At 65.5% G+C, this 26094-nt stretch carries 25 protein-coding genes; 3 read left to right on the top strand and 22 right to left on the bottom strand.

The annotated features are described in order from the left end of the window. The 7 genes from RF650_RS07160 to nocL all read right to left on the bottom strand — a co-directional run bounded on the left by RF650_RS07160 (position 1) and on the right by nocL (position 8522). A complete protein-coding gene (locus RF650_RS07160; RefSeq protein ID WP_368814511.1) occupies positions 1-1458 on the bottom strand; it encodes a hypothetical protein in 1458 nt (485 codons plus the stop codon). Then, positions 1455-3341, bottom strand: coding sequence for a TOMM precursor leader peptide-binding protein (locus RF650_RS07155; RefSeq protein ID WP_368814510.1), 1887 nt, complete (start codon positions 3339-3341; stop codon positions 1455-1457). The genes RF650_RS07160 and RF650_RS07155 overlap by 4 nt, the downstream gene beginning before the upstream one ends. Next, positions 3338-5167, bottom strand: a complete 1830-nt coding sequence (locus RF650_RS07150) for a hypothetical protein (RefSeq protein ID WP_368814509.1) — start codon at positions 5165-5167, stop codon at positions 3338-3340. The genes RF650_RS07155 and RF650_RS07150 overlap by 4 nt, the downstream gene beginning before the upstream one ends. Positions 5168-5169: 2 nt before the next feature. Then, positions 5170-6261, bottom strand: a complete 1092-nt coding sequence (locus RF650_RS07145) for an AMP-binding protein (RefSeq protein WP_368814508.1) — start codon at positions 6259-6261, stop codon at positions 5170-5172. A gap of 164 nt (positions 6262-6425) precedes the next feature. Next, complete coding sequence (locus RF650_RS07140) at positions 6426-6620, bottom strand: hypothetical protein (RefSeq protein ID WP_368814507.1); 195 nt, start codon at positions 6618-6620, stop codon at positions 6426-6428. Next, positions 6607-7320 (bottom strand): alpha/beta fold hydrolase, encoded by a 714-nt coding sequence (locus RF650_RS07135; RefSeq protein WP_368814506.1) that lies wholly within the window; start codon positions 7318-7320, stop codon positions 6607-6609. The genes RF650_RS07140 and RF650_RS07135 overlap by 14 nt, the downstream gene beginning before the upstream one ends. An 8-nt stretch (positions 7321-7328) precedes the next feature. Further along, positions 7329-8522 (bottom strand): 3-methyl-2-indolic acid synthase, encoded by a 1194-nt coding sequence (gene nocL, locus RF650_RS07130; protein ID WP_368814505.1) that lies wholly within the window; start codon positions 8520-8522, stop codon positions 7329-7331. A gap of 266 nt (positions 8523-8788) precedes the next feature. Here nocL and RF650_RS07125 point away from each other — a divergent pair, with 266 nt between their 5' ends. Together RF650_RS07125 and RF650_RS07120 are read left to right on the top strand one after the other, a co-directional pair. Further along, positions 8789-10003, top strand: a complete 1215-nt coding sequence (locus RF650_RS07125) for a coproporphyrinogen-III oxidase family protein (RefSeq protein WP_368814504.1) — start codon at positions 8789-8791, stop codon at positions 10001-10003. A gap of 61 nt (positions 10004-10064) precedes the next feature. After that, the gene (locus RF650_RS07120; RefSeq protein ID WP_368814503.1) at positions 10065-10403 is read left to right on the top strand and encodes a hypothetical protein; all 339 of its coding nucleotides are present in this window, start codon (positions 10065-10067) and stop codon (positions 10401-10403) included. A gap of 91 nt (positions 10404-10494) precedes the next feature. Here the strand turns inward: RF650_RS07120 and RF650_RS07115 are convergent, their stop codons facing one another. Both RF650_RS07115 and RF650_RS07110 read right to left on the bottom strand, forming a co-directional pair. Next, a complete protein-coding gene (locus tag RF650_RS07115; protein ID WP_368814502.1) occupies positions 10495-11490 on the bottom strand; it encodes a hypothetical protein in 996 nt (331 codons plus the stop codon). 51 nt (positions 11491-11541) lie between these two features. Continuing rightward, positions 11542-11691: a thiocillin/thiostrepton family thiazolyl peptide gene (locus tag RF650_RS07110; protein WP_368814501.1), complete on the bottom strand. Its 150-nt coding sequence runs from the start codon at positions 11689-11691 to the stop codon at positions 11542-11544. A 439-nt stretch (positions 11692-12130) separates the two neighbouring features. Between RF650_RS07110 and RF650_RS07105 the strand changes: the two genes are divergently transcribed. Beyond that, positions 12131-13354 carry an IS110 family transposase gene (locus tag RF650_RS07105; protein WP_368814564.1) on the top strand — a complete coding sequence of 408 codons (1224 nt, stop codon included), beginning with the start codon at positions 12131-12133 and terminating at the stop codon, positions 13352-13354. A gap of 272 nt (positions 13355-13626) precedes the next feature. On the opposite strand, the gene tuf is transcribed toward RF650_RS07105, so the two are convergent. The 13 genes from tuf to pcaH form a co-directional block, all read right to left on the bottom strand. Further along, on the bottom strand, positions 13627-14817 hold the full coding sequence (gene tuf, locus RF650_RS07100; RefSeq protein ID WP_368814500.1) for an elongation factor Tu: 1191 nt from the start codon (positions 14815-14817) through the stop codon (positions 13627-13629). 160 nt (positions 14818-14977) lie between these two features. Continuing rightward, positions 14978-17092 carry an elongation factor G gene (gene fusA, locus RF650_RS07095; protein WP_368814499.1) on the bottom strand — a complete coding sequence of 705 codons (2115 nt, stop codon included), beginning with the start codon at positions 17090-17092 and terminating at the stop codon, positions 14978-14980. A 79-nt stretch (positions 17093-17171) separates the two neighbouring features. Continuing rightward, positions 17172-17642, bottom strand: coding sequence for a 30S ribosomal protein S7 (rpsG, locus tag RF650_RS07090; RefSeq protein ID WP_064845213.1), 471 nt, complete (start codon positions 17640-17642; stop codon positions 17172-17174). Next, positions 17642-18016, bottom strand: a complete 375-nt coding sequence (gene rpsL, locus RF650_RS07085) for a 30S ribosomal protein S12 (RefSeq protein WP_012397684.1) — start codon at positions 18014-18016, stop codon at positions 17642-17644. Before rpsL ends, rpsG begins: the two co-directional genes overlap by 1 nt. A gap of 229 nt (positions 18017-18245) precedes the next feature. Continuing rightward, positions 18246-19064 (bottom strand): IclR family transcriptional regulator C-terminal domain-containing protein, encoded by an 819-nt coding sequence (locus tag RF650_RS07080; protein WP_239318122.1) that lies wholly within the window; start codon positions 19062-19064, stop codon positions 18246-18248. Positions 19065-19171: 107 nt separating this feature from the next. Continuing rightward, positions 19172-19831, bottom strand: coding sequence for a 3-oxoacid CoA-transferase subunit B (locus RF650_RS07075; protein WP_064845215.1), 660 nt, complete (start codon positions 19829-19831; stop codon positions 19172-19174). Between the two features lie 26 nt (positions 19832-19857). Beyond that, positions 19858-20526 (bottom strand): 3-oxoacid CoA-transferase subunit A, encoded by a 669-nt coding sequence (locus tag RF650_RS07070; RefSeq protein ID WP_368814498.1) that lies wholly within the window; start codon positions 20524-20526, stop codon positions 19858-19860. 32 nt (positions 20527-20558) lie between these two features. Continuing rightward, on the bottom strand, positions 20559-21770 hold the full coding sequence (locus RF650_RS07065) for a thiolase family protein (protein WP_064845217.1): 1212 nt from the start codon (positions 21768-21770) through the stop codon (positions 20559-20561). Between the two features lie 141 nt (positions 21771-21911). Then, positions 21912-22310 carry a carboxymuconolactone decarboxylase family protein gene (locus RF650_RS07060; RefSeq protein ID WP_145002924.1) on the bottom strand — a complete coding sequence of 133 codons (399 nt, stop codon included), beginning with the start codon at positions 22308-22310 and terminating at the stop codon, positions 21912-21914. Positions 22311-22456: 146 nt separating this feature from the next. Continuing rightward, positions 22457-23245, bottom strand: a complete 789-nt coding sequence (locus RF650_RS07055) for an alpha/beta fold hydrolase (RefSeq protein WP_368814497.1) — start codon at positions 23243-23245, stop codon at positions 22457-22459. Continuing rightward, the gene (locus RF650_RS07050) at positions 23242-24684 is read right to left on the bottom strand and encodes a lyase family protein (protein ID WP_368814496.1); all 1443 of its coding nucleotides are present in this window, start codon (positions 24682-24684) and stop codon (positions 23242-23244) included. Before RF650_RS07050 ends, RF650_RS07055 begins: the two co-directional genes overlap by 4 nt. Further along, the gene (pcaG, locus tag RF650_RS07045) at positions 24681-25256 is read right to left on the bottom strand and encodes a protocatechuate 3,4-dioxygenase subunit alpha (protein WP_368814495.1); all 576 of its coding nucleotides are present in this window, start codon (positions 25254-25256) and stop codon (positions 24681-24683) included. The genes RF650_RS07050 and pcaG overlap by 4 nt, the downstream gene beginning before the upstream one ends. Then, complete coding sequence (gene pcaH / locus RF650_RS07040; protein WP_368814494.1) at positions 25249-26061, bottom strand: protocatechuate 3,4-dioxygenase subunit beta; 813 nt, start codon at positions 26059-26061, stop codon at positions 25249-25251. Before pcaH ends, pcaG begins: the two co-directional genes overlap by 8 nt. Between the last annotated feature and the right edge of the window lie 33 nt (positions 26062-26094).

The raw sequence follows: 26094 nt of genomic DNA, 5'->3' as shown, positions 1-26094 counted from the left end.
TCACCTCACCGTGATCTCGGGGTCCGGGCAGGAGCGCACCGGGCCGATGCACACCTGTGCCTGCACTCCACGGCCACTCGTCGACACCCCGTAGTGGTGGTCAAGAGCAGTCGCATCCACGCCCAGAAATATGTGGCTGCCCAGTCCCTCATTCACCGCCACCACAGTGCAGGCGTCCACAACCGCTCCGATGAGCAGCTGCTGGGCCCGGTACAACCGGACCCCACCGGGTGACTCCCACGGAGCCACATCGGAGACGGGATGGATGGTCAAGGCGGCAAGCTCCGTATTCACAGTGGTGCTGAACTGCGCCCGCTGGAGCTGAGCAGAGACGTAACCGTCGCCCGGATCCCCGGCAGGCACCAGGAGCGAGCGCTGAGCATCAAACCGGTACCATCCGGCGGGCACGCCGTGTACCCGGACCACACAACAGTGCAATTCGACCTCTGGAAGTCGGCTATCTGTGCTGCGCCGCACTGCCTCCGCCTCGGTCGACATGGCAGCGAGGATCCGGATCGCCGTGTTTTTCTGCACCGGGTGGGGCAGCATGTCCGTGATGGCCGAGCGCCGGGCGGGCGCGTGAACCGGAATTACCTCCGGAGTCACCTCCGCGGCTGCCTGCCCCACTCCCTCGTGGAGGGGCGGTGGCAATCGACTCTCCGCCGCCGCCTTTCGTGCGCTTGCAAGAAAAGGTAACTCGACCGGGCGAACACCGTCGCGTTCCCGACGGCCCACCGCAGGTTGGGGCGGCCCCCCGAACGGGTCTTCGAGGGCGGGACAGACCAGGCCGTCAACCTTCGCGTAGATATCTTCGTCCTGAGTCAATCCCAGCCGTGCAGCCCATTCGTCCTCTTCGATGTTCATCAGGACATGTGCGTCACCCTGCGCCCCGGCCACGAGCCGTCGAAGCCGACCCATCATGAGGCCCGCGTCGACGGCGGTGAGTCGATAGGAGAACTCTCCGTACTTGCAGGCACTTCTCCAGAAGGAAACAACCAGCATCAGGGTTACCGGGCTGTTTCCCGAGGGAGCAGCCCCCCCCCTGCTATCGGCAGTCGCACATACCAGTTCATGCCGGTACGGATCCACCAGCCAGGCAGTGCCAGTGGACAGTTCCACAACATACACATCCACCGGGTAACGGGCGCCCCCGGACGCCACCGGGCGCCTCAAAGTGAACGGCGGAGAAGCCACCGACGACGTCTTGGCATGCGCCCGCGCCTCATTCGCCAGGCGTCCCACACGCACACGGTGGATGCACACCGCTGCATACAGCGTCTCCGCGAGCGGACGCGCGGGCGTCCCCATCAGGGATTTCAGCGGAATTCTGGTGCCTCCGTGGAGGACCGTTGTCGTCCACGGTGCTGCATTCCAATCCACTTCCCACCCTGGCGGATTTACGGATGTCGAAGCCGTGCGAAGGCGTTCCAGGTAATCCGCCACATCGGCGGAGTTCATGGGAAGGGATGGGGAGTCGCGCCCACGGCCGATCCACTCACAGAGTGGGCGTAAGGGGCTGGTGAGTGCAGCCGAGGAAGGCCCTCGGTGCGGCGGTTCCAATGGCCGAATGTCATGGGAAGCAGCCCCGGAACGAGCACACGCACGCAATGCGCCTGGGCCCGCTGCAACTCAGGCATGGTCTGATCCACCACGAGGACGTCCAAGCCCGCTGATCGCATGCCCTGCAGCATGATGCGCAGGTCCGCCCTCAGATCCGGTTCTGGAGAACGGGTGCACGGCACGTTCTCGAGAGCCACCATGGCGGGGGGATGGGCGAGGAGGAAATCGAACCGCTCCCGCGCCTCGGGTAGCGCCCCGACCATCGAGTGGTGCTCCATCCGTCGCATGAGCCACGGTTCTCTCAACATCTTTAAAGCTTCGGGTCTACTGGACTCGAACGCGTAACTCGTTGCCATGATGGTCCCGATCAATTCATAAAGTCCCCCCACGATCGCCTGGATCGGATCGGGATGGGCACCCGCCCCCATGAACGTCACCGGGCGCTCATGGCTACTGTCCGGCCGCTGTGCGACTATCAGAAAGCTCGGGATCCCGTACTCCATGGTTGCGAGGAAGACCCTGACGTCGAAGCCCGTGAACAGCCGGGACCTGCTCACGAGTGAGTCGAGTTCGGTGTCCCTGCCCTTCCAATCGACTTCGGGTAGCCTCAATCCCCGGTACCACGTCATGAGGTATGCGTCCCGCTCGGCCACTTCACGCAGACCGTGGATGACGGCCTCCTCCGTGCTCGACCCGAGCGAACACCCGTTGGACGTATCGTAGAAGAAGGACGGTTCGCCGTCGTGACGGGGTCCCCAGAACGCGGCGCGTTCGGGGATGAGCCGCTCACGCCCGTCCAACAGGGAGATGGCCGGTGTCCAGTCCACCACGGTGTCGGGGTCGAAGGGTCGGTGAGGAAAACCCGGAATGTTGTAGCTCTCTTCCGGATGGGTGCCCATACTGCGCGGGTCCACGGCCCTTTCCTCGACATCCCCGTAAGAAGCCCGGGTCACCGCAGCTCGACCGCCTCGGTGGAACCCCGCGTACCTCTCCAGTCCTTCCAGGATGGCTACAGCCTGGCTCGCGTCATATGACATTGCCCGGCCGATTCCCGGCTCACGGCGCCCCGATCGGGACCGCAGGTCCACCGAACAGGCCCCGAAGGGACTCTGCAGGTCTTGCTTCATCTCGGTGAAAAGTCCGAGGGTCGGGTGCATGTAGTCCTGACGCAACCGGGCGCTGTCCAGGGTACGTGTGCGCAGCGTACGCGCTGAGAGTTTGGTCAGCCGGACGTCGGACGGTATCAGGGGAGGAACTTCGGACGGCAGTGTGGGGGCGCAGAGACGGCACGTCGAGTCGGGCAGCAACTGGTGGCTGGTGACGGTTCGGCCCTGGTCCTGCACGACGAGGACCGTGAGGTCCGAACCACGGGTGCGCTTGAGACGATCCTCCACCAGAGACTTGGCGATGCCGAGGGCTGCGGGCCCGAACGTGTCGCCGCTAGTACCGGGGCCGTGGGCGGGTGTGGACGACCCGGGGGCTCCAGCAGTGCCTGTCGAGGCATCGGCTATCCGCGTCAGAAGACACAGCGGACATCCCGTTCCCTGCGGCGACCATGTGGGGCCCACGAGCACCGCATCACGCCATACACCGATGAACAGCACGTGGCGGCCACCAGCGACCGCGTCGACGAGATCTTCGTCGTGGATACCCAGACCATTGAGTTCACGGCACACCACTCGCACCACGCCTCTGGAGGTTTGGGCGTCACGAGGGAGGGTCTGCCCCAGGAGCTGTGCCGCACCGGGCCGTTCGATGCGAAGTTCATCCGAGAGGTTCATACCGTCCGCCTCCTCTCCACGGGGACCGCGATCAGATGCACGGAGCCGTCCACCCAGGGCAGACACCGCGTCACGTCCATCAGACCTCTGGGTGCGAAAGCGCCCGTCAGGTCAGACCAGGCATCCCCCTCGGGCGCCAAGAGCGCCGCCGAGGACCGTCCGGGAATGCATTCGACGAGGGCGGACAGTTCAGCCTGCGCCACAGCATGGGCCACCCCACGCCCCACCCCCCGAATCACGGACCCCGAGGCCAAACGCAGGCGGGCGATGGCCACCCCGTCCACCGATGTCGGCGCAGCCTCGGCGGCCACCACCTCAGCGCCCTCTGCTGCCAGAGCCTCCCGCAAGAACCTTCCACACGGCAGTTCGTCTGCCATGTGTACTGGCCGCCACGCCTGTGTGGGACCTCCACCGGTCGCCGCCCGCAGCGCGAGGCGCCATAACGCCTCGTCCCTGCTCCACCCGGCCGCGACGATCACCGGTCGAGACGCATCATGACGGCCTAAGACGGACTGGGCCGCCCACTCCAGTGCTTGTAGGACCACCTGGCTGCGTGTTTCCCGTGGTGCGATCCCCAGGCACCTGAACGCGCGGCCTCCACGGTCACCCGAGACCAAGGGGTCAGTGATTCGGCACGTGCTGGACGCCAAGGGAACCTGATCATCATCCGACTCCCCCACATAGAACAGAGGGCCGACCAGTGCGTCGGTCAGGTGGCGCGTGGCCTGGACGATTCGGTCGTACTCCTCGGTGAGGAGGGCCGGGTCCTCGGCGGAGCCGATATCCGGACGAACAGGACCGTACACGTGGGTGGGATGGTGATCACCGATGACCACCGATGCGTGTTCCCGACAGACCGGATGCCGTAGTGTTTTGTGGGACCGGACAATAGGTGCCGAGCAGTCCACGGTCACCGTCCGCTGCCGCACCGTTCCATCTGCGGTCGAAAGGAAGATCTCCTGCGCAAGGTTCAGCGCCCCGAGCGTTGCGGCGACCTCACCCGGCGCATCCTGGGGACAGTGTGACGCGGATCCGAGTGGACCCAGCTGCAGGCACCTCCAGCATCCGCGGACCCCATCTGCGCCATCCGCGTGGGGCATGGCCACCAGAACATCCCCGACGGCTGCGAGCACATGCCTGGCATGGTCTCTGCCCGGTGCGGAGCCGACGTCGTCGTCCTGCATCGCCCCCGCCAGGATGATGTGGGCGCCGTCCTTAGGTTCCACGATGGCGACGGCGCCCGCATCGTGGACGGCCCACCACATCTCCGCGTCGCGCTCGGTGACATCTCTGACCAGTTGTCTGACTCCCACGATCTCGGGGCCCGGTGTGGTGACTGTGACGTCCCGGAACCCAAAGTCGGCCAGCGCGGACAAAACTGCACGCAGCAGCGGACCCCGTCCGATGCAGTGGACCGGAGTGGCACGTGCTCGCAGAAATCGTCGCACCGGATAGTCCCCCTCCCGGTCCAGGAGGGCGATCTGCCCCGCATAACGCTCCGCCTGCCACGGCGGGAGGATGTCGTCGTCCGCGTCATGACGGCCCCGGACGACCCCCCTGTCCTTGAGCAGATCCACGAGCCTCTCGACCGACGCCGCAGCCTGGGGGGTCAGACCGCGGCACAGATCGCTGAGCCGGCAGGGGTTCTCCAAGCCGTTGAACAAGGCCTCCACCAGTCCGTAGGCACCATCGCCACTGAGTGTGAACGTCCCGTCGCGGTTGGTGAGCCTGACGCCGGCTCCCTCTCTGACGTAGTAGGCATCGGAGCGGACCAGTATGATCTCCTCGCTGCGCTCCGACTCGATGTGTACATCTCCGACGACCATCCCTATGCCTTCCTCTGCAACTTGCCGTTGTCGGAATAGAGATGCGCGGCGTCCCGCTCCGCCAGACACTCGATCTCGTTGAGCACCACGCCATCGGTTCCGGTCCCATGAGCCCAGATGTTCTTGGACGTGACCGTCCCGACGACGCGGGCGGCCAGGCCGTCAAGTCCATCGGCGCGTTCAACCACCCTGACGGACACATCGTGGACGCCCTCGAGACGAAGCAGGTGGCGCTCGATGGACCGCAAGTCCACCAGCCGCCCTCGTAGTTTGACGGTTCCGTCCACGCGGCCTTCGAGCACGATATGGCCGTGCGGGTCGAGCCGTCCCAGATCCGCGCTCACCGGCAGGTCGACAGCGGTTACTTCCGTACCCGGAGTCCAGAGGAAGGCGCAACAGTCGGCTCCTTCTGCGGCAATTCGTGAGTCCTGCCCGTCCCCATGCGCCCAAATCTTCTTCCCCGGAATCGGCCGACCCACGTGCGTACCGTGCCCGGGGTCCTCGTCGATGCTCAAGCACCCGGTTTCCGCAGTCCCGTAGATGTTCCACACCCGTTTCGCCCCAGTGTGTTCCCGGATCATCTGCACCCTCCCCCGCCCCAGGTGGCCCCCACCGAGCACCACTACGGTCCGGTGCAGCTGCGGGGAACTCGTTTCGCTCGAGCATGCTGCTGCCATCACCGATGGCGCAGAAAGAAAGAATAGCTCAGCGCGATCCTGGGCCGCTAGCACCGGTGCCCAATCCACAGGAGTTGTCACGGTGAGATCCCTGCGCAGGAGCATGGCCGGCAGGACGAGCATGAAAAAAGCGGCCGAGAATTGTATCGGCAGGTGAGTCGCGAAACCGTACTCACCGGAGGGGAACGCTGGATCGTAAATGCCCTTCGCTTGCAAGCGCACGATGTCCTCCCACTCGTCACTGTATCCCAGAGCAATCTTCGGGGAAGAGGTGGTCCCTGACGTGGCAACGCCCCACAGCGGCCGGTCCACCCCCGGCATGCCCGGTACGTTGAGCTCTGCGATGCCGCTGACGGGGGCGGACCCACCCAGATCGGCCGCGACCCACAGGATCCGTGTGCGCTCGACCTGTCTCACGGCCATGAGTCCCACGAGGGAGGCGAGTCCCTCTCGGGGGTCCACATGATAAGTGCCCCCCGGTTCCAGATGGGAGGCGAGCCCGTGTGCCTTGTGCGCGATCTCGTCCCAACCCGACTGCTCTCCGCCCCAGGTGACCAGGCCGGGCGGTTCGTGAGCTTCCCTCAGGAATCCGGTGAATGCTCGGCTGCCCATCGGAACCACTCCTTCAATGTGTTCGGTCTCATCGTGTAGGGCACCTCGGGATACCCGTGCTCCACGAGCCGGGTGTGCAGGACCATTGCCTCGAGCGAGTCCAGGGGACGTTCCGGATCCTCCTCACCAATCGCCTTCATGAGCTCCGACTCAAGATCGCGCATGGCGCCCCGCCAACATTGGCCTCCCGGACCGTGCACGCCATTCCTCCACGATCTCGGCAAATCTCTCCGGCCTGTCCACGGATGGCAGGTGTCCCGTCCCGGCGACCACCCGGCCTTCAATGTCGCGTTCTTCCGAGACAAGCCGTTCGACCGACTCGCGCTCGACCTGCTTGAGGTCTCCGTTACAGATCAGGACGGGGAGACCCAGCGAAGCAAGCCTGCTGGTGTTCACCTCACTCATGGCAGCCACGAGTCCAGGGTCCGCGGCAAAATGCCGAAGTGTCTGTCGCCAGCGCGTGCCGTGCAGGTTGTCGTAGGCGGCGCTGAGCTCACTGTGCGGAGGAGCAATCTTCTCGAAGACACGGAGCGCGGAATAGACGTATTTCGGGTCAGGAGGAAGTGCGGTCCCGCACAGCACGAGGGAGCGCACGAGATCGGGACGCCGAGCTGCAATGCTCACCGCGATGGGCCCGCCCAAGTAGGAAGCCGCCACAACGTCTCCCGGTCCGAGGCGGCCCAAGATCCTCTCCACGTACTGCATGGCTTGTTCCGAATAGGATGGGGCGGCGTCTAACCGACACCGTCCATGTCCAGGCAGGTCCACCGGCACCGGCCCGTCGTCATGCCAGCGGCGAATCTGAACACCGAAGTGCGCATAGGCCGTACCCATCAGGCCGTGCAGTAGGTAGATGCGCCGCACAGACATCCTCAGACCGCAGCTTCCTCGCCGCTCCGCACAGGAATGGTCGGGCCGAAGTTGGCAATGCGTCGGCCCGAGGCCTCGACGTCGGCGAGGATGTCGCGCGGCCGCGCCAGCTCGGCCACGATGAACTGGGACGAGCCCTCGGAGTTCTTCACGGATCCGTCACGTGCATATGGAGCCACGTCCGGACTGCCGGGGCTGATGATTCCTGACATCCCGATTACCTGGTCTCGGATTTCCTTCGGCTCCCGATTAGTCAGGACCAGGCGATTCTCCGGGAACGTGTGGGAAAGCACTGCCGTGAGACGCACGTAGTCCTCATCCCCGACGCGCGTGGTGTTGCGAGTAGTACGAGCCGGCCGCATCCGAGGGATGGAGATGTCCACGACGGATCCTCGGTCCCGCAGGTGCCCAACGTGACTGGTGAGATAGACCAGTTCCTCCTCCACGGAGGTATGGAGTCCCATCAACACACCGGGGTTCGTGCGAGGGAAGCCCGCATCAAGCCACCGGTCGAAGGACGTAATCCGACGGTCGAAGTTAGCCTTGGGCACATTTTCCGAGGTGTCTCCCATGAAGCGTCGGTAGGTTTCCCGGTCGTACGACTCCTGAAATACACAGAGAGTCACGGCGTCCTTACGGTCCGGAACCCAGTCCGCGAAGACTTCAATCTCTTCGGGGGTCATGGAGCCTATGTTCACGTAAATGTCCTCGAAACCGCGGTCCAGAGCCTCTCGGGCGATCCAACCGACCCTGAATGCGGTCGCAAGACGGGTGTAGGCACTGTCATACTCGCCGGTGAGCAGCCCGATGCCGCGAACGCCCTCCTCATGGCGGAGGATCTCAAGTTGCTCGAGGATCTGGCTGCGGGAGGCGAACTGGCGATCAAGCCTAGTGTTCTTTCCTCGCATGGAGCACATTTTGCACTCGGAATCGCAGTGGTTGGTCGTGTAGAGAGGGACGAAGGTCTTCAACTGCGGCTCACGTCGCGCGCACCTGGCCTCCGCGCGAGCCACAAGTTCCTTCGTGGTGAGGGACTCATCCCGAAAGAGAGCCAGGGCAATGGCCGACGGTGTCCACGGTAGGTGCTGCCCGGTCTCCGCCTCGAGCACTGCCCCAACGTCAACTGTCTCAGCCTCTTGTACGATCGCGGCCAAGTCAGGAAGTACAAACTCAGGTGCATTCAAAATAGCAGTCATGGGGTTTCCTCCGTCTAATCCAATCACTGCGGTCCGGGAGCTGCTGAAACCAAGACTTGCAGATTCCTCTCATGAGGCGTCAATAGCATTCCGCGTTCGTCAATGGATCTGCGCCAGGGCTCCAGAGGATCTGTATCGACGGTTCAGTGGGATCACAGTGAAAAATCAAACCTGGGCACTTCAGAACATCCCTTGTAGCGTTTTTCCCGAGCCGCGTCCCCACCCGGGGCGCACTGCCAGCGCACATCGCGAGAGGAAGTGTCAGCGTGAGAACTCTCACCGACCACGCCACCGACAATCCGGCCACGACCACCGGGCAAAAGCAAGCGCTGTTGTATGTGCATGTCCCGTTTTGCCGCTCTCGCTGTACTTTTTGCGACTGGGTCCAGGCCATTCCGAACAAGGACCTGACCCGACGCGCCGGCGATCCAATACGCGAACGGTACGTTGAGGCACTCTGTCACGAAATCAGGACGCGGGGGCCTGAGTACGCCGACAAGGAGATATCCACGATCTATTGGGGAGGCGGCACTGCCAGTAACTTGACCGAGGATGAGACCGTGCGGGTCATGACGGCGATCACGGAGACATTCGATCTGAATCCATTGACCGAATCGACCATCGAGTGCTCTCCAGACACCGTGGACGAAGACAAACTCGTGATGTACCGCGAATTGGGTTTCAACCGGGTTTCCTCTGGCGTGCAGTCCTTCGATCATGACCGCTTGCGTTCACTCGGGCGAAGGCATAGTGCGGAGGAGGCGAGGGGTCTCCCCGACATGGCGCGCCGAGCAGGGTTTGAACACGTGTCCATCGATTTGATGTCGGGTTTTGCCGATCAGACGAATGATGAACTCATGGAGAGCGTGGAGACGGCGCTGACGCTGCCGTTGGACCACCTGTCCCTGTACTCCTACCGTCCCACCGAGGGAACCCATCTTCGGAAGAAGATGGATCCGAAGGACAAGCGCGATTACATTGCGCAGCAATACGCCCTTTACGCCGAGGCGCGCATGCGCATCAACGAGGTTCTGCCCGAGTACGGCCATGGATACTTCGGGCGCAAATCAGCATTCACCACGCTTTATTTTCAGGCGAAGGCGGACACTCTGGGCTTCGGATCAGGAGCCGCTTCATTCTCACATCAGCGTCTGCAACTGCACCGGTCCGGTGCGTTGCACGCCTACATCACCAACCCTCTATCCTTCGAGCTCGACGAGCCCCTGGACAACGACCGCACACTAATATCCTTCATCCAAGCTGGCCTTTCCACCAATGAGGGCATCACCCGCACTGATTGGTCCATTTTGACGGGCACCGAGCTGCTGGAAGTGCTCGACCGCACCCGGATCCGGCCTCTGGCGGATCTGCTCCGGCACCGCGGGTTGATAGAAGACGAGCAGGGTATCCGTCTTGAACCGGAAGTCCGCAATCTGACTCTGATCCAACTGGCCTTCGAGATGGCTGTCTTCGAGTCCTGAGGAGTGCTCGATGTACGTATGTTTGGTCTATTTCGACCTCACGAAGCACCACGATGTAAGCGTGGAGGAGCTGCGAAACTGGCTGACCTCTTGGGCTATGCCCGCCGTGTCCCAGTTGGGGGGCGTGATTTTCAAGGCCTGGTTCCACAATGAGGTAATGCAGCAGTGGGGTGGGGTGTATTTGGTGGAGGACATGAGCGTGTTCTCCCGGCTGCCGACCCAGGACGGTAATACGGGTCCGTTGCGTTCAGCCCCGGACGGCATCATCTGGGGCGCGCTCCAGGGGGCGGTGACAGGAACTGCGGGCACCGTCGGGCTAATGAATGTGGTCAATGGTGATGCCGGTGCTCGTGTTTTCATGCCTTCACAGCTCGAAGGATTCAACAGCGCCGCGTCCTGACCGCCAACCACCAGCGAGGAACATCTCGGCCAGGGTTGCCAGGCACCACACTTGCAGTTCTCTCCAGGCGACCCCGCCCCACAGGGGCTCGTCAGGTGTGACCCATGAACCTCAGGGCACTGTCCTCCGTTATTCCGCACCCACGCTCTATGAGGCGGGCGGTTATTGCACACGCCAGGAATCGCTGCTCAAGCGTAAACCCGAGAGCATACGCCTGGTGGTAGAGCAGGGATGTCGCCAATCTGCTGGCGATGAAGCGAGGATCACGCTGCAGGTAATTCGAGAGACGCCTATCTGCACGCACTCGAATGTGGAAGTCGCTCTCATCGAGGGGACCCGGCGTAGCTTGATCGTCATCGACGGTTAATAGCCCGGATTTCGCTAGTTCGGTCAGCCCCGGGACGGCATCATGCACAACGCGGCCCCAGCCCTGCGCCGGCGGCTCCCGTTCATCCTGATGGACTGCGTACCACCTGTCCAAAGTTCGGGACGCCTCTGGGAGAAGGTAGGGCGCAAGAGCTTCGGATGTCGCGGCCATTCGGTGGCGTACTGCATCCGGGTCGGTGGAGCGTGCAGCAAACCCCTGCGCATGGGAGTGAAAGCTAAGGTAAGCCGCCGGCGCCGGTGCAAGTGCAGCGGGGATCCACCGACTCGACACGGCGCCTGCGTGATCCAGAAAGACATGAAGAATCTTTTCGAAACGTTCTCGCGGGGAGCAGCCGGCAAGTTCCAAGATGTCCCGGGACGCGGTGGACAGCGTGCTCAGGACGGCAACTGCCAAGCTTTGCCCGCCGAAGGAAGAACCGGCCAGCGGTAGGTCCGGCTCGGAGGTTTCGATGGCGCCACGACCCAGCGCATCACGCACCGCCCGGTCAACGGAGTCCTGACCTGAACCGACCATCACGCTGAAACTGAACTCGGCTCCCCGCTTGGGCGTCATGTTCAGAACCAGACGAATACCTTCCACACAGGACAGCGCGCCAATGCGGATGCGTGCCCGCTCGATCTCAGAGACCTTGGCGACGATGTGGTATCCACGCCATGGGGAGTTCCTTGCGACTGCATGTGCAGGTGACAACATGGTCATATCCACCGTCGAAGGGAGGCTCGCGGTCCCGCGAGCCTCCCCCTGGCACTGTTAGGAAGAACAGCTGCAGCAGCACTCGCAGGTGGTGCAGGACGCGGACATCACCTTGGCGACTACCTCGCCGTCCTCCATACGGGTGTCGTCGAGAAACTCTGAGATCTCGAGTCCGTTGAGGTCGAACTTTGACAGGTCGGGATTCATGATTCGCTCCTTTGCAAAGCGGCGGGTGCCGCGAATGGTTGGGACGTTTCCCACATTAGGAGGGCATTTCGGTCGCGACAACGGAGACCGCCGCCCCTGAGAACCCACCTGATTGCAACTGAAGTACCGATGAACTTCCACTGCAGAGACCTAACACCCAACTTCAGAGGCACCACACTCATTACCCCCGTTACCTTTTTCCCAGCTCCTCCGTCCAGCAGGATGGAGGGGTGTTGGCCGGCCGGTCCTGGGCATGATCGTTTGCCCCCAGTCGTCGATGATCCGGGGGGTGTTGTCACCGAGGATCGCTCCGGTGGTCGCGGATCGCTGATAGAGGCGGGATCTCCTGTGGAGGACCTTCGTAACGTGGATGCCGAGCGTGACCACCTCCCGGCCGGCCAGCACGAGCAGATGCCAGTACGAGAGAAGGGATGGGTCCATCTCGGAGCGAGCACGCCCGGCGGTGTTCGTCGGCCTCGACGTCGGCAAGTCCGACCACCACGCCGTGGCCGTGACGGCGGCCGGGAAGACGGTTTACGACAAGGCCCTGCCCAACGACGAGGCCCGGTTGCGCGCGATCCTCGAGGAGCTGGCCACCGCGCACGGGCCGGTGCTGATGGTGGTGGATCAGCCGGCCACGATCGGGGCGCTGCCGGTGGCCGTGGCCCAGGCGATGGAGTCTGTCACGGTGGCTTACCTGCCAGGGCTGGCCATGCGCCGGATCGCGGACCTGCACCCGGGTACGGCCAAGACCGACGCCCGTGATGCACTGATCATCGCCGAGGCCGCCCGGACCATGCCGCACACTCTGCGCGGCATCCGCGTCGATGAGGCCCAGATCGCTGAGCTGGCCGTGCTGGCCGGCTTCGACGACGACCTCGCCGCCCAGATCACCGCCATCTCGAACCGATTACGCGGGATGCTCACCCAGATCCACCCCGCCCTGGAACGGGTCCTGGGGCCGCGGGTGGGCCACCCGGCGGTGGCCGACCTGCTCACCCGCTACCCGACCCCGGCGAAGCTCGCCGCCGCCGGACGAGGTCATGTGAGGGCGCGGCTGCGCAAGCACGCACCCAGGTTGGCCGAGACCCTCACCGAGGAGATCTTCACCGCGTTGGGACAGCAGACCGTGGTGGTGGCCGGCACCGAGGCCGCCACCGTCGTGCCGATCCTGGCCGGGCAGCTGGCCGCGCTGACGACCCAGCGGGCGCAGGTGGCGAGCCAGGTTGAGGTCCTGGTGGAGGCCCACCCTCTTTCCGAGGTCCTGACCTCGATGCCCGGCATCGGCGTCAGGACCGCAGCACGGATCCTCACCGAAGTCGTGGGCAAGGACTTCGCCGATGCCGGGCACCTGGCCTCCTACGCCGGAATCGCCCCGGTCACCCGGCGGTCGGGGACCTCGATCCGCGGCGAGCACGCCCCCCGCGGTGGGAACAAGAGGCTCAAACGGGCGCTGTTCCTCTCGGCCTTCGCCTCGTTGCACCACGCCCCGTCGCGGGCCTACTACGACCGGAAACGCGCCCAGGGCAAACGCCACAACCAGGCGATCATCGCCCTGGCCCGCCGGCGGACCGACGTCCTGTTCGCGATGCTGCGTGACGGCACCCTCTACCAAGACCCCACCGACCCTCAGCCCGCGTCATCAATGGCCCTGGCTGCTTGACGAAAACCATAGAGGCACCCCCCCCCAAGAAACCGGCCCCATAACCTGATCCGCAGAGTGGCCGATCATGGCGAAGTCCATGAAGTGCCGAGTAACACCGACCACGCAAAACGCTCGGCTGGACAGTCCAGCCGAGCGTTTTGCAGAGCACTGACGGGTTGGCCCGATCCAATGATCAGGGGACTGCGACAATCAGCATTCCCTGGGTCCAGGCCGCACCACGTCCATCTCAACTCCTCACAGAGTCGATTTACAGACGGTCAGTGTTTGGATCACTTGGTGATCTTGGTCACCTTACCGGAACCAACGGTGCGGCCACCCTCACGGATAGCAAAGCCGAGGCCGTCCTCCATGGCGATGGGCTGAATCAACTCAACGGTCATTTCGGTGTTGTCGCCGGGCATGACCATCTCGGTGCCCTCGGGCAGGGTAATGACGCCGGTGACGTCCGTGGTGCGGAAGTAGAACTGCGGGCGGTAGTTCGAGTAGAACGGGTTGTGACGCCCGCCCTCTTCCTTGGACAGGATGTAGACGTTGGCCTCGAAGTCGGTGTGCGGGGTGATGGAACCCGGCTTGCACACGACCTGGCCACGCTCGACGTCGTCGCGCTTGAGACCGCGCAGTAGTAGACCGCAGTTCTCGCCGGCCATGGCCTCGTCCATCTGCTTGTGGAACATCTCGATACCGGTCACCGTGGTCTTCTGCACGGGGCGGATGCCCACGATCTCGACCTCGGAGTTGATCGGCAGGGTACCGCGCTCGGCGCGGCCGGTCACCACGGTGCCGCGACCGGTGATCGTGAAGACGTCCTCGACGGGCATCAGGAAGGGCCTGTCGGTGTCACGCACGGGGTCCGGGACGTTCTCGTCCACGGCCTCCATGAGGTCCTCGACGGACTTGACCCACTCGGCGTCGCCCTCGAGGGCTTTTAGAGCGGAGACGCGCACCACGGGGGCGTTGTCGCCGTCGAAGCCCTGGTCGGACAGCAGCTCGCGGACCTCCATCTCGACGAGGTCGAGCAGCTCTTCGTCGTCGACCATGTCGGACTTGTTCAGCGCCACCAGCAGGTAGGGCACGCCCACCTGGCGGGCGAGCAGGACGTGCTCGCGGGTCTGGGCCATGGGGCCGTCAGTCGCGGCGACCACGAGGATCGCGCCGTCCATCTGAGCGGCACCGGTGATCATGTTCTTCACGTAGTCGGCGTGACCGGGGGCGTCCACGTGGGCGTAGTGACGCTTGTCGGTCTGGTACTCGATGTGAGAGATGTTGATCGTAATGCCGCGCTGCTTCTCCTCCGGGGCGGAGTCGATCGCACCGAAGTCACGCTGCTCGTTGACGTCCGGGTACTTGTCGGCCAGAACCTTGGAGATCGCAGCGGTGAGCGTGGTCTTGCCGTGGTCAACGTGGCCAATGGTGCCAATGTTGAGGTGCGGCTTGGTGCGCTCGAACTTGGCCTTCGCCATGATGTGTTCCTCCTAGAACATTGAGGTGAGACTTGCTCGACTGCTCCGGACCACGGAGCGTGGGACCACAGCGCTTCAGACGCTGCGCGTGTCGAAACCTGTGCAAGTCTACTTCTGGATTACGAATTTACTGAAATCACGGGGCGTGGGCCCCGCCGGCTCACTCGCCGCGGTTCTTCTGGATGATCTCCTCGGCCACGGCCTTGGGGACCTCCGAGTAGCTGTCGAACTCCATCGAGTACACCGCGCGACCCTGGGTCTTGGACCGCAGGTCACCGATATAGCCGAACATCTCCGACAAGGGCACCAGGGCCTTCACGAGCTGGACACCCGCGACGTCCTCCATGGACTGGATCTGGCCACGGCGGGAGTTCAGGTCACCGATGACGTCACCCATGTACTCTTCCGGGGTACGCACCTCCACGGCCATGAGCGGCTCGAGCAGGACCGGGTTGGCACGCCGGGCACCTTCCTTGAACACCATCGAGCCGGCGATCTTGAACGCCATTTCCGAGGAGTCCACGTCGTGGTAGGCACCATCGATCAGTGTGGCCTTGACGCCCACCACCGGGTAGCCCGCCAGGATGCCCAACTGCATGGCGTCCTGGATACCGTGGTCCACCGAGGGGATGTACTCGCGCGGCACGCGACCACCGGTCACGGCGTTGTCGAACTCGTACAGCTCCTCCGCGTCCAGCGGCAGCGGCTCGAAGGAAACCTGCACCTTGGCGAACTGGCCGGAACCACCGGTCTGCTTCTTGTGGGTGTAGTCGACCTTGTCCACGGCCTTCTTGATGGTCTCGCGGTAGGCCACCTGCGGCTTGCCCACGTTGGCCTCGACCTTGAACTCGCGCTTCATGCGGTCCACCAGGATGTCCAGGTGCAGCTCGCCCATGCCGCCGATCTCGGTCTGGCCGGTCTCGTCGTTGAGGGACACCGTGAAGGTGGGGTCCTCCGCGGAGAGCTTCTGGATGGCAGTGGACAGCTTCTCCTGGTCACCCTTGGTCTTGGGCTCGATGGCCACGAAGATCACAGGCTGGGGGAAGCTCATGGACTCCAGCACGATCTGGTTGTTCGAATCGCACAGGGTGTCGCCCGTGGTGGTGTCCTTCAGACCGATCGCCGCGTAGATGTGACCGGCGGAGATCTCGTCCACCGGGTTCTCCTTATTGGAGTGCATCTGGAAGAGCTTGCCGATGCGCTCGCGCTTGCCCTTGGTCGAGTTCATGACCTGCTCGCCGGCCTTCGCCTTGCCGGAGTACACGCGGATGTATGTGAGCTGGCCGTAGAACGGGTGCGAGGCGACCTTGAACGCGAGGGCCGCGAAGGGGCCGTTGGCGTCCGCGGTGCGGGTCATGACCTCTTCCTCGTCGTTGATGGCGTGGCCCTGCACGTCCTCCACGTCGAGCGGGGAGGGCAGGTAGTCCACCACGGCGTCGAGCATGGGCTGCACGCCGCGGTTCTTGAACGCCGAGCCACACAGCACGGGGTAGGCCCGGGAGGTGATCGTCAGCTTGCGGATGCCGGCCTTGATCTCGTCCTCGGTGAGCTCCTCGCCGCCGAGGTACTTCTCCATGAGCTCGTCGTCCGCCTCCGCGACGGCCTCGACGAGCTGGTTGCGGTAGTCATCCGCGCGGTCCTTCAGATCCTCCGGGATCTCGCGCGTCTCGTACTTGGCGCCCAGGGAGACGTCACCCTTGGAGTCGCCCTCCCACACGAGAGCCTTCATGGTCACCAGGTCGATGACGCCCACGAAGTCGTTCTCGGCACCGATCGGCAGCTGCAACACGAGCGGGGTCGCGCCCAGGCGGGACTTGATGGTGTCCACGGTGAAGTAGAAGTCGGCGCCCAGCTTGTCCATCTTGTTGACGAAGCAGATGCGGGGCACTTCGTACTTATCGGCCTGGCGCCACACGGTCTCGGACTGGGGCTCCACGCCCTCTTTGCCGTCGAAGACGGCCACGGCGCCGTCGAGCACGCGCAGAGAGCGCTCGACCTCGACCGTGAAGTCCACGTGACCCGGGGTGTCGATGATGTTGATCTGGTAGTCGTGCCAGTAGCACGAGGTCGCGGCGGACGTGATGGTGATGCCGCGTTCCTGCTCCTGAGCCATCCAGTCCATCGTGGATGCACCGTCGTGCGTTTCGCCGAGCTTGTGGTTGATGCCCGTGTAGAACAGGATTCGTTCGGTGGTCGTGGTCTTACCGGCATCGATGTGAGCCATGATGCCGATATTGCGGACCTTCTTGAGGTCGGTAAGCACGTCGAGTGCCACGATGGTTCCCTTCGTAAAAGGTAGTGCCGGGCCCTGGTGTCGGCCCCGCGCAGCGCGGGGCCGACAGGACTACCGAATTTTACCAGCGGTAGTGGGCGAAGGCCTTGTTGGATTCGGCCATCTTGTGGGTGTCCTCGCGGCGCTTCACAGCGGCACCGAGGCCGTTGGAGGCGTCGAGGATCTCGTTCTGCAGACGCTCGGTCATGGTGTTCTCACGACGGGCCTTGGAGTAGCCCACGAGCCAGCGCAGGGACAGTGCCTGGGCGCGGCCTGCCTTGACCTCGACCGGCACCTGGTAGGTGGCGCCACCGACACGACGGGAGCGGACCTCGAGGGCGGGCTTGACGTTGTCGAGGGCCTTCTTCAGGGTGGCCACGGGATCGGAGTTGGTCTTGTTGCGCACACCCTCAAGGGCACCGTAGACGATGCGCTCGGCGGTGGACTTCTTGCCGTCCTGCAGGACCTTGTTGATCAGCTGCGTGACCACGGGCGAGCCGTAGACGGGATCGACGACGAGGGGGCGCTTGGGAGCGGGACCTTTACGAGGCATTACTTCTTCTCCTTCTTCGCGCCGTAGCGGGAGCGAGCCTGCTGACGGCCCTTGACACCCTGGGTGTCGAGCGCGCCGCGCACGATCTTGTAACGGACACCCGGCAGGTCCTTCACACGACCACCGCGCACGAGCACGATGGAGTGTTCCTGAAGGTTGTGACCCTCACCCGGGATGTAGGCGGTGACTTCCACGCCGCCGTTGAGCTTCACACGGGCCACCTTGCGCAGCGCCGAATTCGGCTTCTTGGGGGTCGTGGTGAACACGCGGGTGCAGACGCCGCGCTTCATGGGGTTGCCCTTGAGCGCGGGAGCCTTGGTCTTCACGACCTTGGAGTGCCGGCCCTTGCGGACCAGTTGCTGGATAGTTGGCACAGTGCCTCCTGTTGGAACGGGACCGGTGGTGGCCGCCCCCGTTGATGGCGGAATATTGATCCCGGGCCCGCCGGGACGGATCAGCAGTAGTGACTGCGACGAAACCGTGTCCGAGCATGACGAAAGATGGCATCTAGGTACAAGGTGCGTACCACAGGACGGTGTCCGATTTGCCATCTGAGGACTGCCCGGAATCGAGCAATTCTTCCTTAGCATAGCAGCTCGCGTCTCAGGAGGAGAAATCGCTTTTGCCGGAGGTCACGACGTCCGCCGACAGGGCGGCGGCGCACCGTTGCAGGGCGGGGACCACGCGGCGGTCCAGGTGTTCCACGTCCCCGGATCCGAGGCCCACGCGCATGGACACGTTGATCGCGGCCACCACCGCTCCCGTGCCGTCCGTCACCGGCACGGCCACGGAGCGCAGCCCGAGTTCGAGTTCCTGGTCCACCACGGCGTGGCCGGCACGACGCACGGCGGCGATCTGCGCCCGCAGCTGCGTGTGGTCCGTGAGTGTCAGCGGGGTCAGGCTGCGCGGTTGCGCCCGCTCGAGCAGTTCCGCGAGCTCCTCGGGGGGCAGTGCCGCGAGCAGGACCCGGCCCATGGAGGTTGCGTACGCCGGGAACCTCGTGCCGAGCGAGATGCTCACGCTCATGATCCGCTGGGTGGCCACGCGCGCGACGTAGACGATCTCCGCGCCGTCGAGCACGGACATGGACGTGGATTCCCCGAGCTCGTCCGACAACGAACGCAGGTGGGGCTGGGCCAGTTGCGGCAGCGACAGCGCGGAGAGATAGGAGTAGCCCAGGCTCAGTACCTTGGGCGTGAGTTCGAAGCGCCGCCCGTCCGAGCGCACGTAACCCAGGGACTCGAGCGTGAGCAGGAACCGGCGGGCGGTCGCGCGGGTCAGCTGGGTCTGCCGGGCCACCTCGGACAGGCTCATGGCGGGGCGTTCGGCGTCGAACGCCCCGATCACGGCGAGCCCGCGCGCGAGCGACTGCACGAAACCGTCCCCGGGGGCGGAGTCGTTGCTACCGGTCGTGGTGACCACCCTCTCTCCCCCACGGCGCCGCGTGGGTCACTGATCGACACGGCGATGGCACCGCGAACGGTCCGCGCGACACCATCGGCACACTACCCGGCAGAATACCGCGCGGGTCACTGGGCGGGTGTCAGCTCCACATCCACCTGCTGGGCGAGTTCGTCGAAGCCGACACCGAAGGTCTCGCGCACCGTGACCTTGCCGTCCTCGAGGAGGAACACGCCGAGGTCCGTGTAGATCCGGGACACGCAGCCCACGCCCGTGAGCGGCATGGTGCACTCCTTCACGAGCTTCGACTGACCCTTCTTGGTCTTCAGGGTCATCATCACGAAGGTCTGCTTGGCGCCGGTAGCGAGGTCCATGGCACCGCCCACGGCGGGGATCGCGTCCGGCTTACCGGTGTGCCAGTTGGCGAGGTTGCCTTGCTGGTCCACCTGGAACGCACCCAGCACGCAGCAGTCCAGGTGACCGCCGCGCATCATGGCGAACGAGTCCGCGTGATGGAAGTACGAGCAGCCCTCGGTCTCGACCACGGGGATCTTGCCGGCGTTGATCAGGTCCGGGTCCACCTCGTCCCCGTGGGCCTCCGCACCCATCCCGAGCATCCCGTTCTCGGTGTGCAGGGTGACGTCGTCCTCGGCGCTGAGGTAGTTAGAGACCAGGGTGGGCTGGCCGATGCCCAGGTTCACGTACGCCCCGGCGGGGATGTCCCGCGCCACGACCTCCGCGAGTTCCTCCGGGCTCAACGGGTGATCACTGTTCTGCGGAACGCTCATGCCGCACCTTCCTCTCGCGGGTCCTGCTACTGGGGCCGGTTGATCTGCACCACGGTGTCCACGTAGATCCCAGGGGTCACCACGACCTCGGGATCGATCTGCCCGCGCTCCACGATGTCGCTGACCTGCACGATGGAGTGCGTGGCCGCCGCAGCCATGATGGGGCCGAAGTTGCGCGCCGTCTTGCGGTACACGAGGTTGCCGGCCTTGTCCGCCCGGTACGCCTTGGTCAGGGAGAAATCCGCGTGGATGGGGTACTCGAGCACCTGGTGCTTGCCGTCCAGCTCGCGCACCTCCTTGCCCTCGGCCAGGGGCGTGCCGTAACCGGTGGGCGTGAAGAACGCCCCGATCCCGGCACCGGCGGCGCGGATCCGCTCGGCGAGGTTGCCCTGCGGGACGACCTCGAGCTCGATCTCACCGGCGCGGTACTTCTCATCGAAGTGCCACGAGTCCGACTGGCGCGGGAACGAGCAGATGATCTTCTGCACGCGGCCCAGCTGGATCAGCTTGGCGAGACCCACGTCCCCGTTGCCGGCGTTGTTGTTCACGACCGTGAGGTCCTTGGCGCCGTGTTCGATCAGGGCGTCGATGAGTTCCACGGGCTGACCGGCCACACCGAAGCCGCCGATCATCACGCACGCACCGTCGTGGATGAGCTCCACGGCCGCCGCGGCGCTGTCTGCAATGTTGAGCATGGTGTGCCTTTCTCGAAAAGGTTGGAGGGGTCTCAGCCCTGGGCGTTCTCGTTCTCGAGCACCACCGCGAGGCCCTGCCCCACGCCGATGCACAGGCTGGCCACACCCCAGCGCTGCCCGCTCTCCTGCAACCGGCGGGCCAGGGTCCCCAACACGCGGGTCCCGGAGGCGCCGAGCGGGTGGCCGATCGCGATGGCCCCGCCCCACTGGTTGACGATGCTCTGGTCCACACCCCACTGGCGCAGGCACGCGAGCGACTGCGCGGCGAAGGCCTCGTTGAGTTCCACGGCGGCGACGTCGTCCCACGTGATCCCCGCGCGGCGCACGGCGATGTTGGCCGCCTCCACGGGCGCCTCACCGAAGAACTGTGGTTCGTTGGCGGCGGCACCGCGGCCGGCGATACGGGCGATGGGCTCGCGACCGAGCAGCTGCGCACCGCGCTCGCTGCCGAGCCACACGGCGGACGCGCCGTCGTTCATGGGAGAGGAGTTACCGGCGGTGACGGTCGCGTTGTCACCGCTGCGGAACACGGTGCGCAGACCGGCGAGCGTCTCCGGGGTGGAGTCCCCGCGCACGGTTTCGTCCCGGGTGAGCTCCACGCCCTTCTTGGTGTTGGGTGCCACGCTGACCGTGATGTCGTCGTACTTGCCCTCGTCCCACGCCTTGGCCGCGAGCTGGTGGGAGGTGGCCGCGAACGCGTCCTGGTCCTCGCGCGAGATGCCGTGCTTCTCGCGCAACTGCTCGGTGGCCTCACCGAGGGACACCGTCCACTCGCTCGGCATGTCCGGGTTCACGAGACGCCAGCCCAGGGTCGTGTTGGCGAGCTCGAGGTTCTGCATGGGGTAGGGCCGCTCGGTCTTGGGCAGCACCCACGGCGCGCGAGACATGGACTCGACGCCGCCCACGAGCAGCAAGTCCCCTTCCCCCACCTCGATCTGACGGGAGCCCATCATCGCGGCGTCCAAGGACGAACCGCACAACCGGTTGATCGTGGAGCCGGGAACGGACACGGGCAGACCCGCGAGCAGCGTGGCCATGCGCGCCACGTTGCGATTCTCCTCACCGGCGCCGTTGGCGTTGCCTAAGTAGACCTCGTCGATCGTGGCGGGGTCCAGCTCGGGTGCGCGCTCCACGAGCGTGCGCACCACGAGGGCCGCGAGGTCGTCGGGACGGTGGCTCGCGAGCGCGCCACCCACCTTCCCGAACGGGGTACGGATGGCGTCGTAGACGTATGCGTGGTTCATGGGGATCCTCACCGTGGTAACTCACCCGGCCGCGGCCGGGGCGGCGCCGGGCTCGGGTGTCCGGTCACCGCGTTGCATGTGGTCAGTCTAGAGCGCCGTGCTCGCCATGTGAACATCTGTTCGCATGGCGAACAATTCCGGTCAGCCCGAGTACTCCGACAGCGCCTTCTGCGCGTGCTTGAACGCGTTGTTGGCGGACGGGACGGAGAGGTAGATCGCGGACTGCAGCAGGATCTCCTTGATCTCGTCCATGCTCAGCCCGTTGCGCAACGCCGCCTTGACGTGCATCTCGAACTCCTCCCAGTGACCGGCGGCGATCAGCGCGGTCAACACGCACGCGCTGCGCATCCGGCGGTCCAGGCCGGGCCGGGTCCAGATCTCGCCCCACGCGTAGCGCGAGATGAAGTCCTGGAAGTCCTCCGTGAACTCGGTCTTGCCGGACTCCGCGCGGTCCACGTGGGCGTCCGAGAGCACCTCCCGGCGCACGGTCATCCCGTCCTGCAGGGCCTGTGCTTCGGTGCGTTGCGAGCGTGGGTTCATGTTTGTTCCTCGTTCCTGGTCTCGTGCTGGTTCGTGTCGTCGTTCCCGAGCTCGTGGCCCGTCATGCCGCGTCCCGTGAATCCGTGTCTCGTGCGCTCGCGGCTCCCCGCGGGTGCCGCGGATCGATCGAGCGCGCGTGGACCGCGTCAGCGCGCGGCCGCCACGAGCTCCGCGATCGTGTGGGCCACGAGCTCGGGTGCGGCCACAGGTACGAGGTGGGCGGCGTCGTCGACGACCTCGCAGCGCGCGTGCAGCGCGTCCGCGAGACCCTGGGCGACGTCGGGCCCCACCATGGCGTCCTGCGCACCGGCCACGACTGCGGTGGGGACGGGCGCGGGGCGCGTGCGCTCCCGCAGGTCGAAACCACCCAGCGCACGGCAGGCCGCGGCGTAACTGAACCGGTCCGTCCCCTGCAGGTCGTGCAGCAGCGGGGTCCCGCGTTCCGAGTGCTCGGCCAGGAAATCGGGGGCGAACCACGCCTTGGCACACTCGATCACCTGGGTGGGTGTGCCGGCACTCGCGACGAGCTCGGCGCGCTCGCGCCACATCCGCGGGTCCGGGAAGTAGTTGCTCGTGGCGATCAACGCCGCGGACGCCACCCGCTCGGGATCCTGGGCGAGCAATTGCTGCACCGCCGCTCCCCCGATCGAGGTCCCCGCCATGTGCCACGACCGCGCACCGGTGCGCTCGGTGACGGCGTCCGCCACGGCGCGGGCGAGTTCTCCGAGCGTGAATTCCTGCGCGGGATCGCTGACCCCGTGGCCCGGAAGGTCCCAGCCGATCACGTGGAACCGCTCGGCCAGCAGCGGGGCCACGGCCGCGTAGAGATGGGTGACCGAGGTGCCCAGTGCGGGGCCGAGCACCACGAGGGGCGCACCCTCCGCGAGGTCCTGCGGTCGGGTGAATTCCACGAGTCCCCGTGCGGGAACCGTCATGCCGTCGTCCTTTCCTCGTGCCGGGCCACGGCCCGATCACACAGTTCGCCCGACGCACCCAGGTAACCGCGCGGGTCCAGCAGGCTCCGGACCCAGCGGGTCACGGACTGCGGATCCCCGACGGACACTCCCTCGGGCAGAGTCGGGTCCTCTTCCGCCGCGATCTCCCGCGCCAGGGCGCTCGCGAGCGCGTCCGCGTCCCACGGCTCAGCGCGCACCGCGGCCTGCACGCGCTGCTTCGCGTTCTTGCCCTCGCGCTCGCTCAGCATCGGCGCGAGTGCCGCGCTCAGCCGTTCCGCCATCACGCCCGTTCCCGCGCGCTCGAGGTTCTGCGCCATGCGCTCGGTGTCCACCGTGAGCCCCCCGGCCAGCTCGGCAGCGTGCGACGACGCCGCGGTCGCCAGTACCGCGAGCTCGCGCAACGCGGCCCATTCGGCATGCCAGCCGCCGTCCGGGCGTTCGTCGTCCGCGGCGCTCGCACCCGCGAACACCTGGGACAGCAGCCCCGGGGCCGCGATGCCCGTGCGCTTGAGCAGCACGCTCAGCACGGGGTTCTGCTTCTGCGGCATGGCCGAGGAAACACCTCGCCCCTCCGCGGTGGGTTCGCGGAGCTCCCCCACCTCCGGCCGGGACATCATGAGGACGTCGTTGGCCATGCGGGCCAGTGCGGCGGTGGTCTGCGCGTAGCCGCTCGCGACCCGCAGCACCGGCACGCGGTCGGTGTGCCACACACCGTTCGGCAGCTCCAGGCCGAGCTCGTCCGCCCAGTGGCCCAGCAAATCGGTGACCCGCCCGAAGGTCTGCTCCGACGTTGCGCCGTCGGAGCAGCGGGCCATCGTGGCGGCCAGGCTCCCGGACGCCCCGCCGTACGACACGGGAAGCCGTGCGGCGAGCACGGCGTCCACGGCGTCGTCGACCGCTGCGAGCCACGAGGCGGCCTTGAGACCGAAAGAAATGGGGAGTGCGTGCTGGGTGAGGGTCCGTCCGACCATCACGGTGTCGCGGTGCTCAGCCACGATGCGAGCGAGAGCGTCCCCCGTGCGGGCGAGGTGCGCGAGGATGCTCGAGCGGACGTCACGCATCACCAGCGCGAGGGCCGTGTCCATGACGTCCTGGCTGGTCAGCGAGGCGTGCACCGCACTAATCGGCGCGCCGTTCTTCTCGGTGACCGCCGCACGGTAGGCCGCGAGCAGGGGGATCACGGGATTGCCCCCGCCCTCGGACGCGACCGCGAGGTCGTTCAGGGCCGCTTCGTGGAGCGCCACGCTTTCAGCTGCGGCGTGGGCCGCCCGAGCGGCGTCGGGCGCAACGAGCCCGGACCGCGACTGGGCCGCGACCCACGCGTCCTCCACACGGAGGATCGCGCGGGCCACGGCACGGTCGTCGGCGAGCTCTGCGGCTCGGTGGCTCCCCGGGGTGAGAAGACCGGTGAAGATCATGAGATCCCCGGGTAGGCCAGGAACACGGTCTCGCGGTCCCCTTGCAGGTGCACGTCGAAGTGCAACGAGCCGTCCGACTGACGCTCTGCGATCATCGTGGCGCGTTCGGCCTCAGACAGCGAGGACAGCAGCGGATCGTTGGTCAGTGCGTCCGTATCCTCGGGGAGGTACACGCGGGTGAACAGGCGGTTCAGCAGACCGCGCGCGAACACCGTGAGGCAGATGAACGGGGCCTTGCCGTCCTCGGTAGGGCCGGGGTTGACCGTGGTGAAGTCGTAGTGCCCCACGTTGTCCACCGCCACGCGGCCGAAACCGGTGAAGGTGTAGCCGTCCCGCTTGAGCGAACCGGGCTCCTGCGAGACCTGGCCGTTCTCGTCCGCCTGCCAGATCTCGAGCATGGAGTCCGGAACCGGCGTGCCGTGGCCGTCGTACACCGTGCCGTGCAGGCGCACGGCGTTCGGGTGCGAACGGTCCACGAGGAACTCCCCGCCCTCGTAGGGCAACGCGTAGCCGTAGAAGGGTCCGATGGTCTGGCCCGGGGTGGGCACCAGGCGCTCAGTGTTCTCAGACATTGCTGTCGTCCTCCGTCCAGGTTCGGTTCGAACCGCTCAGCACGATGTCCCAGCGGTAGGCGAGCAGCCATTCGTGCTCGGAGATGTCGTGGTCGTAGCCCGCCACGAGACGCTCGCGCGCCTTGGGGTCCACGATCGACTGGTAGATGGGGTCCAACGCGAACAGCGGGTCACCCGGGAAGTACATCTGGGTGATCATGCGCTGCGTGAAGTCCGTGCCGAACAGCGAGAAGTGCACGTGCGCGGGGCGCCACGCGTTGAGGTGGTTCTTCCACGGGTACGGGCCCGGCTTGATGGTGATGAACGAGTAGGAACCGTCGTCACCCGTCAGACAGCGGCCCACGCCCGTGAAGTTCGGGTCGATCGGGGCCGGGTGCTGATCGCGCTTGTGGATGTAGCGACCGGCGGCGTTGGCCTGCCAGATCTCCACGAGCTGGTTGCGCACGGGGCGGCCGTCGCCGTCCAGGATGCGCCCGGAGATCCGGATCCGCTCACCGATGGGCTCGCCGCCGTCCTGGATTGTCAGATCCGACTCCAGCGCGTGCACGTCCCGCTGGCCGAAGGCCGGCGCGTAGAGCTCGATGGTCTCCGGGTCCGCGTGGCGGGGGTCCTTGGTGGGGTGACGCAGGATCGAGCTGCGGTACGGGGCGTAGTCCAGACGAGGCTGGGTCTCCTCCGTGCCGGCCTTCTCGTACTGCTTGCTGATGGCGGCCATCTCGTCGTTGAGCTGGTTCTGGGTGTCGGCGGCGTCGTCCGCGCCCTTGACGTACGGCGGGTCGAAGGTGTCGTCGTTCTCGGTGGTCATGATCATCTCCTTGGGTGAGTGGATCGGAGTCTA

The sequence above is a fragment of the Kocuria sp. CPCC 205297 genome (assembly GCF_040981035.1).
Taxonomy (GTDB): Bacteria; Actinomycetota; Actinomycetes; order Actinomycetales; family Micrococcaceae; genus Kocuria; species Kocuria marina.
The sequence above is the reverse complement of the archived record's forward strand: the minus strand, read 5'-3'. Positions and strand labels throughout refer to the sequence as shown.

Bases quoted from the DNA above. Each gene is read 5' to 3' on its own strand.
- RF650_RS07160 (WP_368814511.1), bottom strand. From the start codon at position 1,458: ATGAACTCCGCCGATGTGGCGGATTACCTGGAACGCCTTCGCACGGCT.
- RF650_RS07155 (WP_368814510.1), bottom strand. From the start codon at position 3,341: ATGAACCTCTCGGATGAACTTCGCATCGAACGGCCCGGTGCGGCACAG.
- RF650_RS07150 (WP_368814509.1), bottom strand. From the start codon at position 5,167: ATGGTCGTCGGAGATGTACACATCGAGTCGGAGCGCAGCGAGGAGATC.
- RF650_RS07140 (WP_368814507.1), bottom strand. From the start codon at position 6,620: ATGCGCGATCTTGAGTCGGAGCTCATGAAGGCGATTGGTGAGGAGGAT.
- nocL (WP_368814505.1), bottom strand. From the start codon at position 8,522: ATGACTGCTATTTTGAATGCACCTGAGTTTGTACTTCCTGACTTGGCC.
- RF650_RS07115 (WP_368814502.1), bottom strand. From the start codon at position 11,490: ATGACCATGTTGTCACCTGCACATGCAGTCGCAAGGAACTCCCCATGG.
- RF650_RS07110 (WP_368814501.1), bottom strand. From the start codon at position 11,691: ATGAATCCCGACCTGTCAAAGTTCGACCTCAACGGACTCGAGATCTCA.
- tuf (WP_368814500.1), bottom strand. From the start codon at position 14,817: ATGGCGAAGGCCAAGTTCGAGCGCACCAAGCCGCACCTCAACATTGGC.
- rpsG (WP_064845213.1), bottom strand. From the start codon at position 17,642: ATGCCTCGTAAAGGTCCCGCTCCCAAGCGCCCCCTCGTCGTCGATCCC.
- RF650_RS07075 (WP_064845215.1), bottom strand. From the start codon at position 19,831: ATGAGCGTTCCGCAGAACAGTGATCACCCGTTGAGCCCGGAGGAACTC.
- RF650_RS07070 (WP_368814498.1), bottom strand. From the start codon at position 20,526: ATGCTCAACATTGCAGACAGCGCCGCGGCGGCCGTGGAGCTCATCCAC.
- RF650_RS07065 (WP_064845217.1), bottom strand. From the start codon at position 21,770: ATGAACCACGCATACGTCTACGACGCCATCCGTACCCCGTTCGGGAAG.
- RF650_RS07060 (WP_145002924.1), bottom strand. From the start codon at position 22,310: ATGAACCCACGCTCGCAACGCACCGAAGCACAGGCCCTGCAGGACGGG.
- RF650_RS07055 (WP_368814497.1), bottom strand. From the start codon at position 23,245: ATGACGGTTCCCGCACGGGGACTCGTGGAATTCACCCGACCGCAGGAC.
- RF650_RS07050 (WP_368814496.1), bottom strand. From the start codon at position 24,684: ATGATCTTCACCGGTCTTCTCACCCCGGGGAGCCACCGAGCCGCAGAG.
- pcaG (WP_368814495.1), bottom strand. From the start codon at position 25,256: ATGTCTGAGAACACTGAGCGCCTGGTGCCCACCCCGGGCCAGACCATC.
- pcaH (WP_368814494.1), bottom strand. From the start codon at position 26,061: ATGACCACCGAGAACGACGACACCTTCGACCCGCCGTACGTCAAGGGC.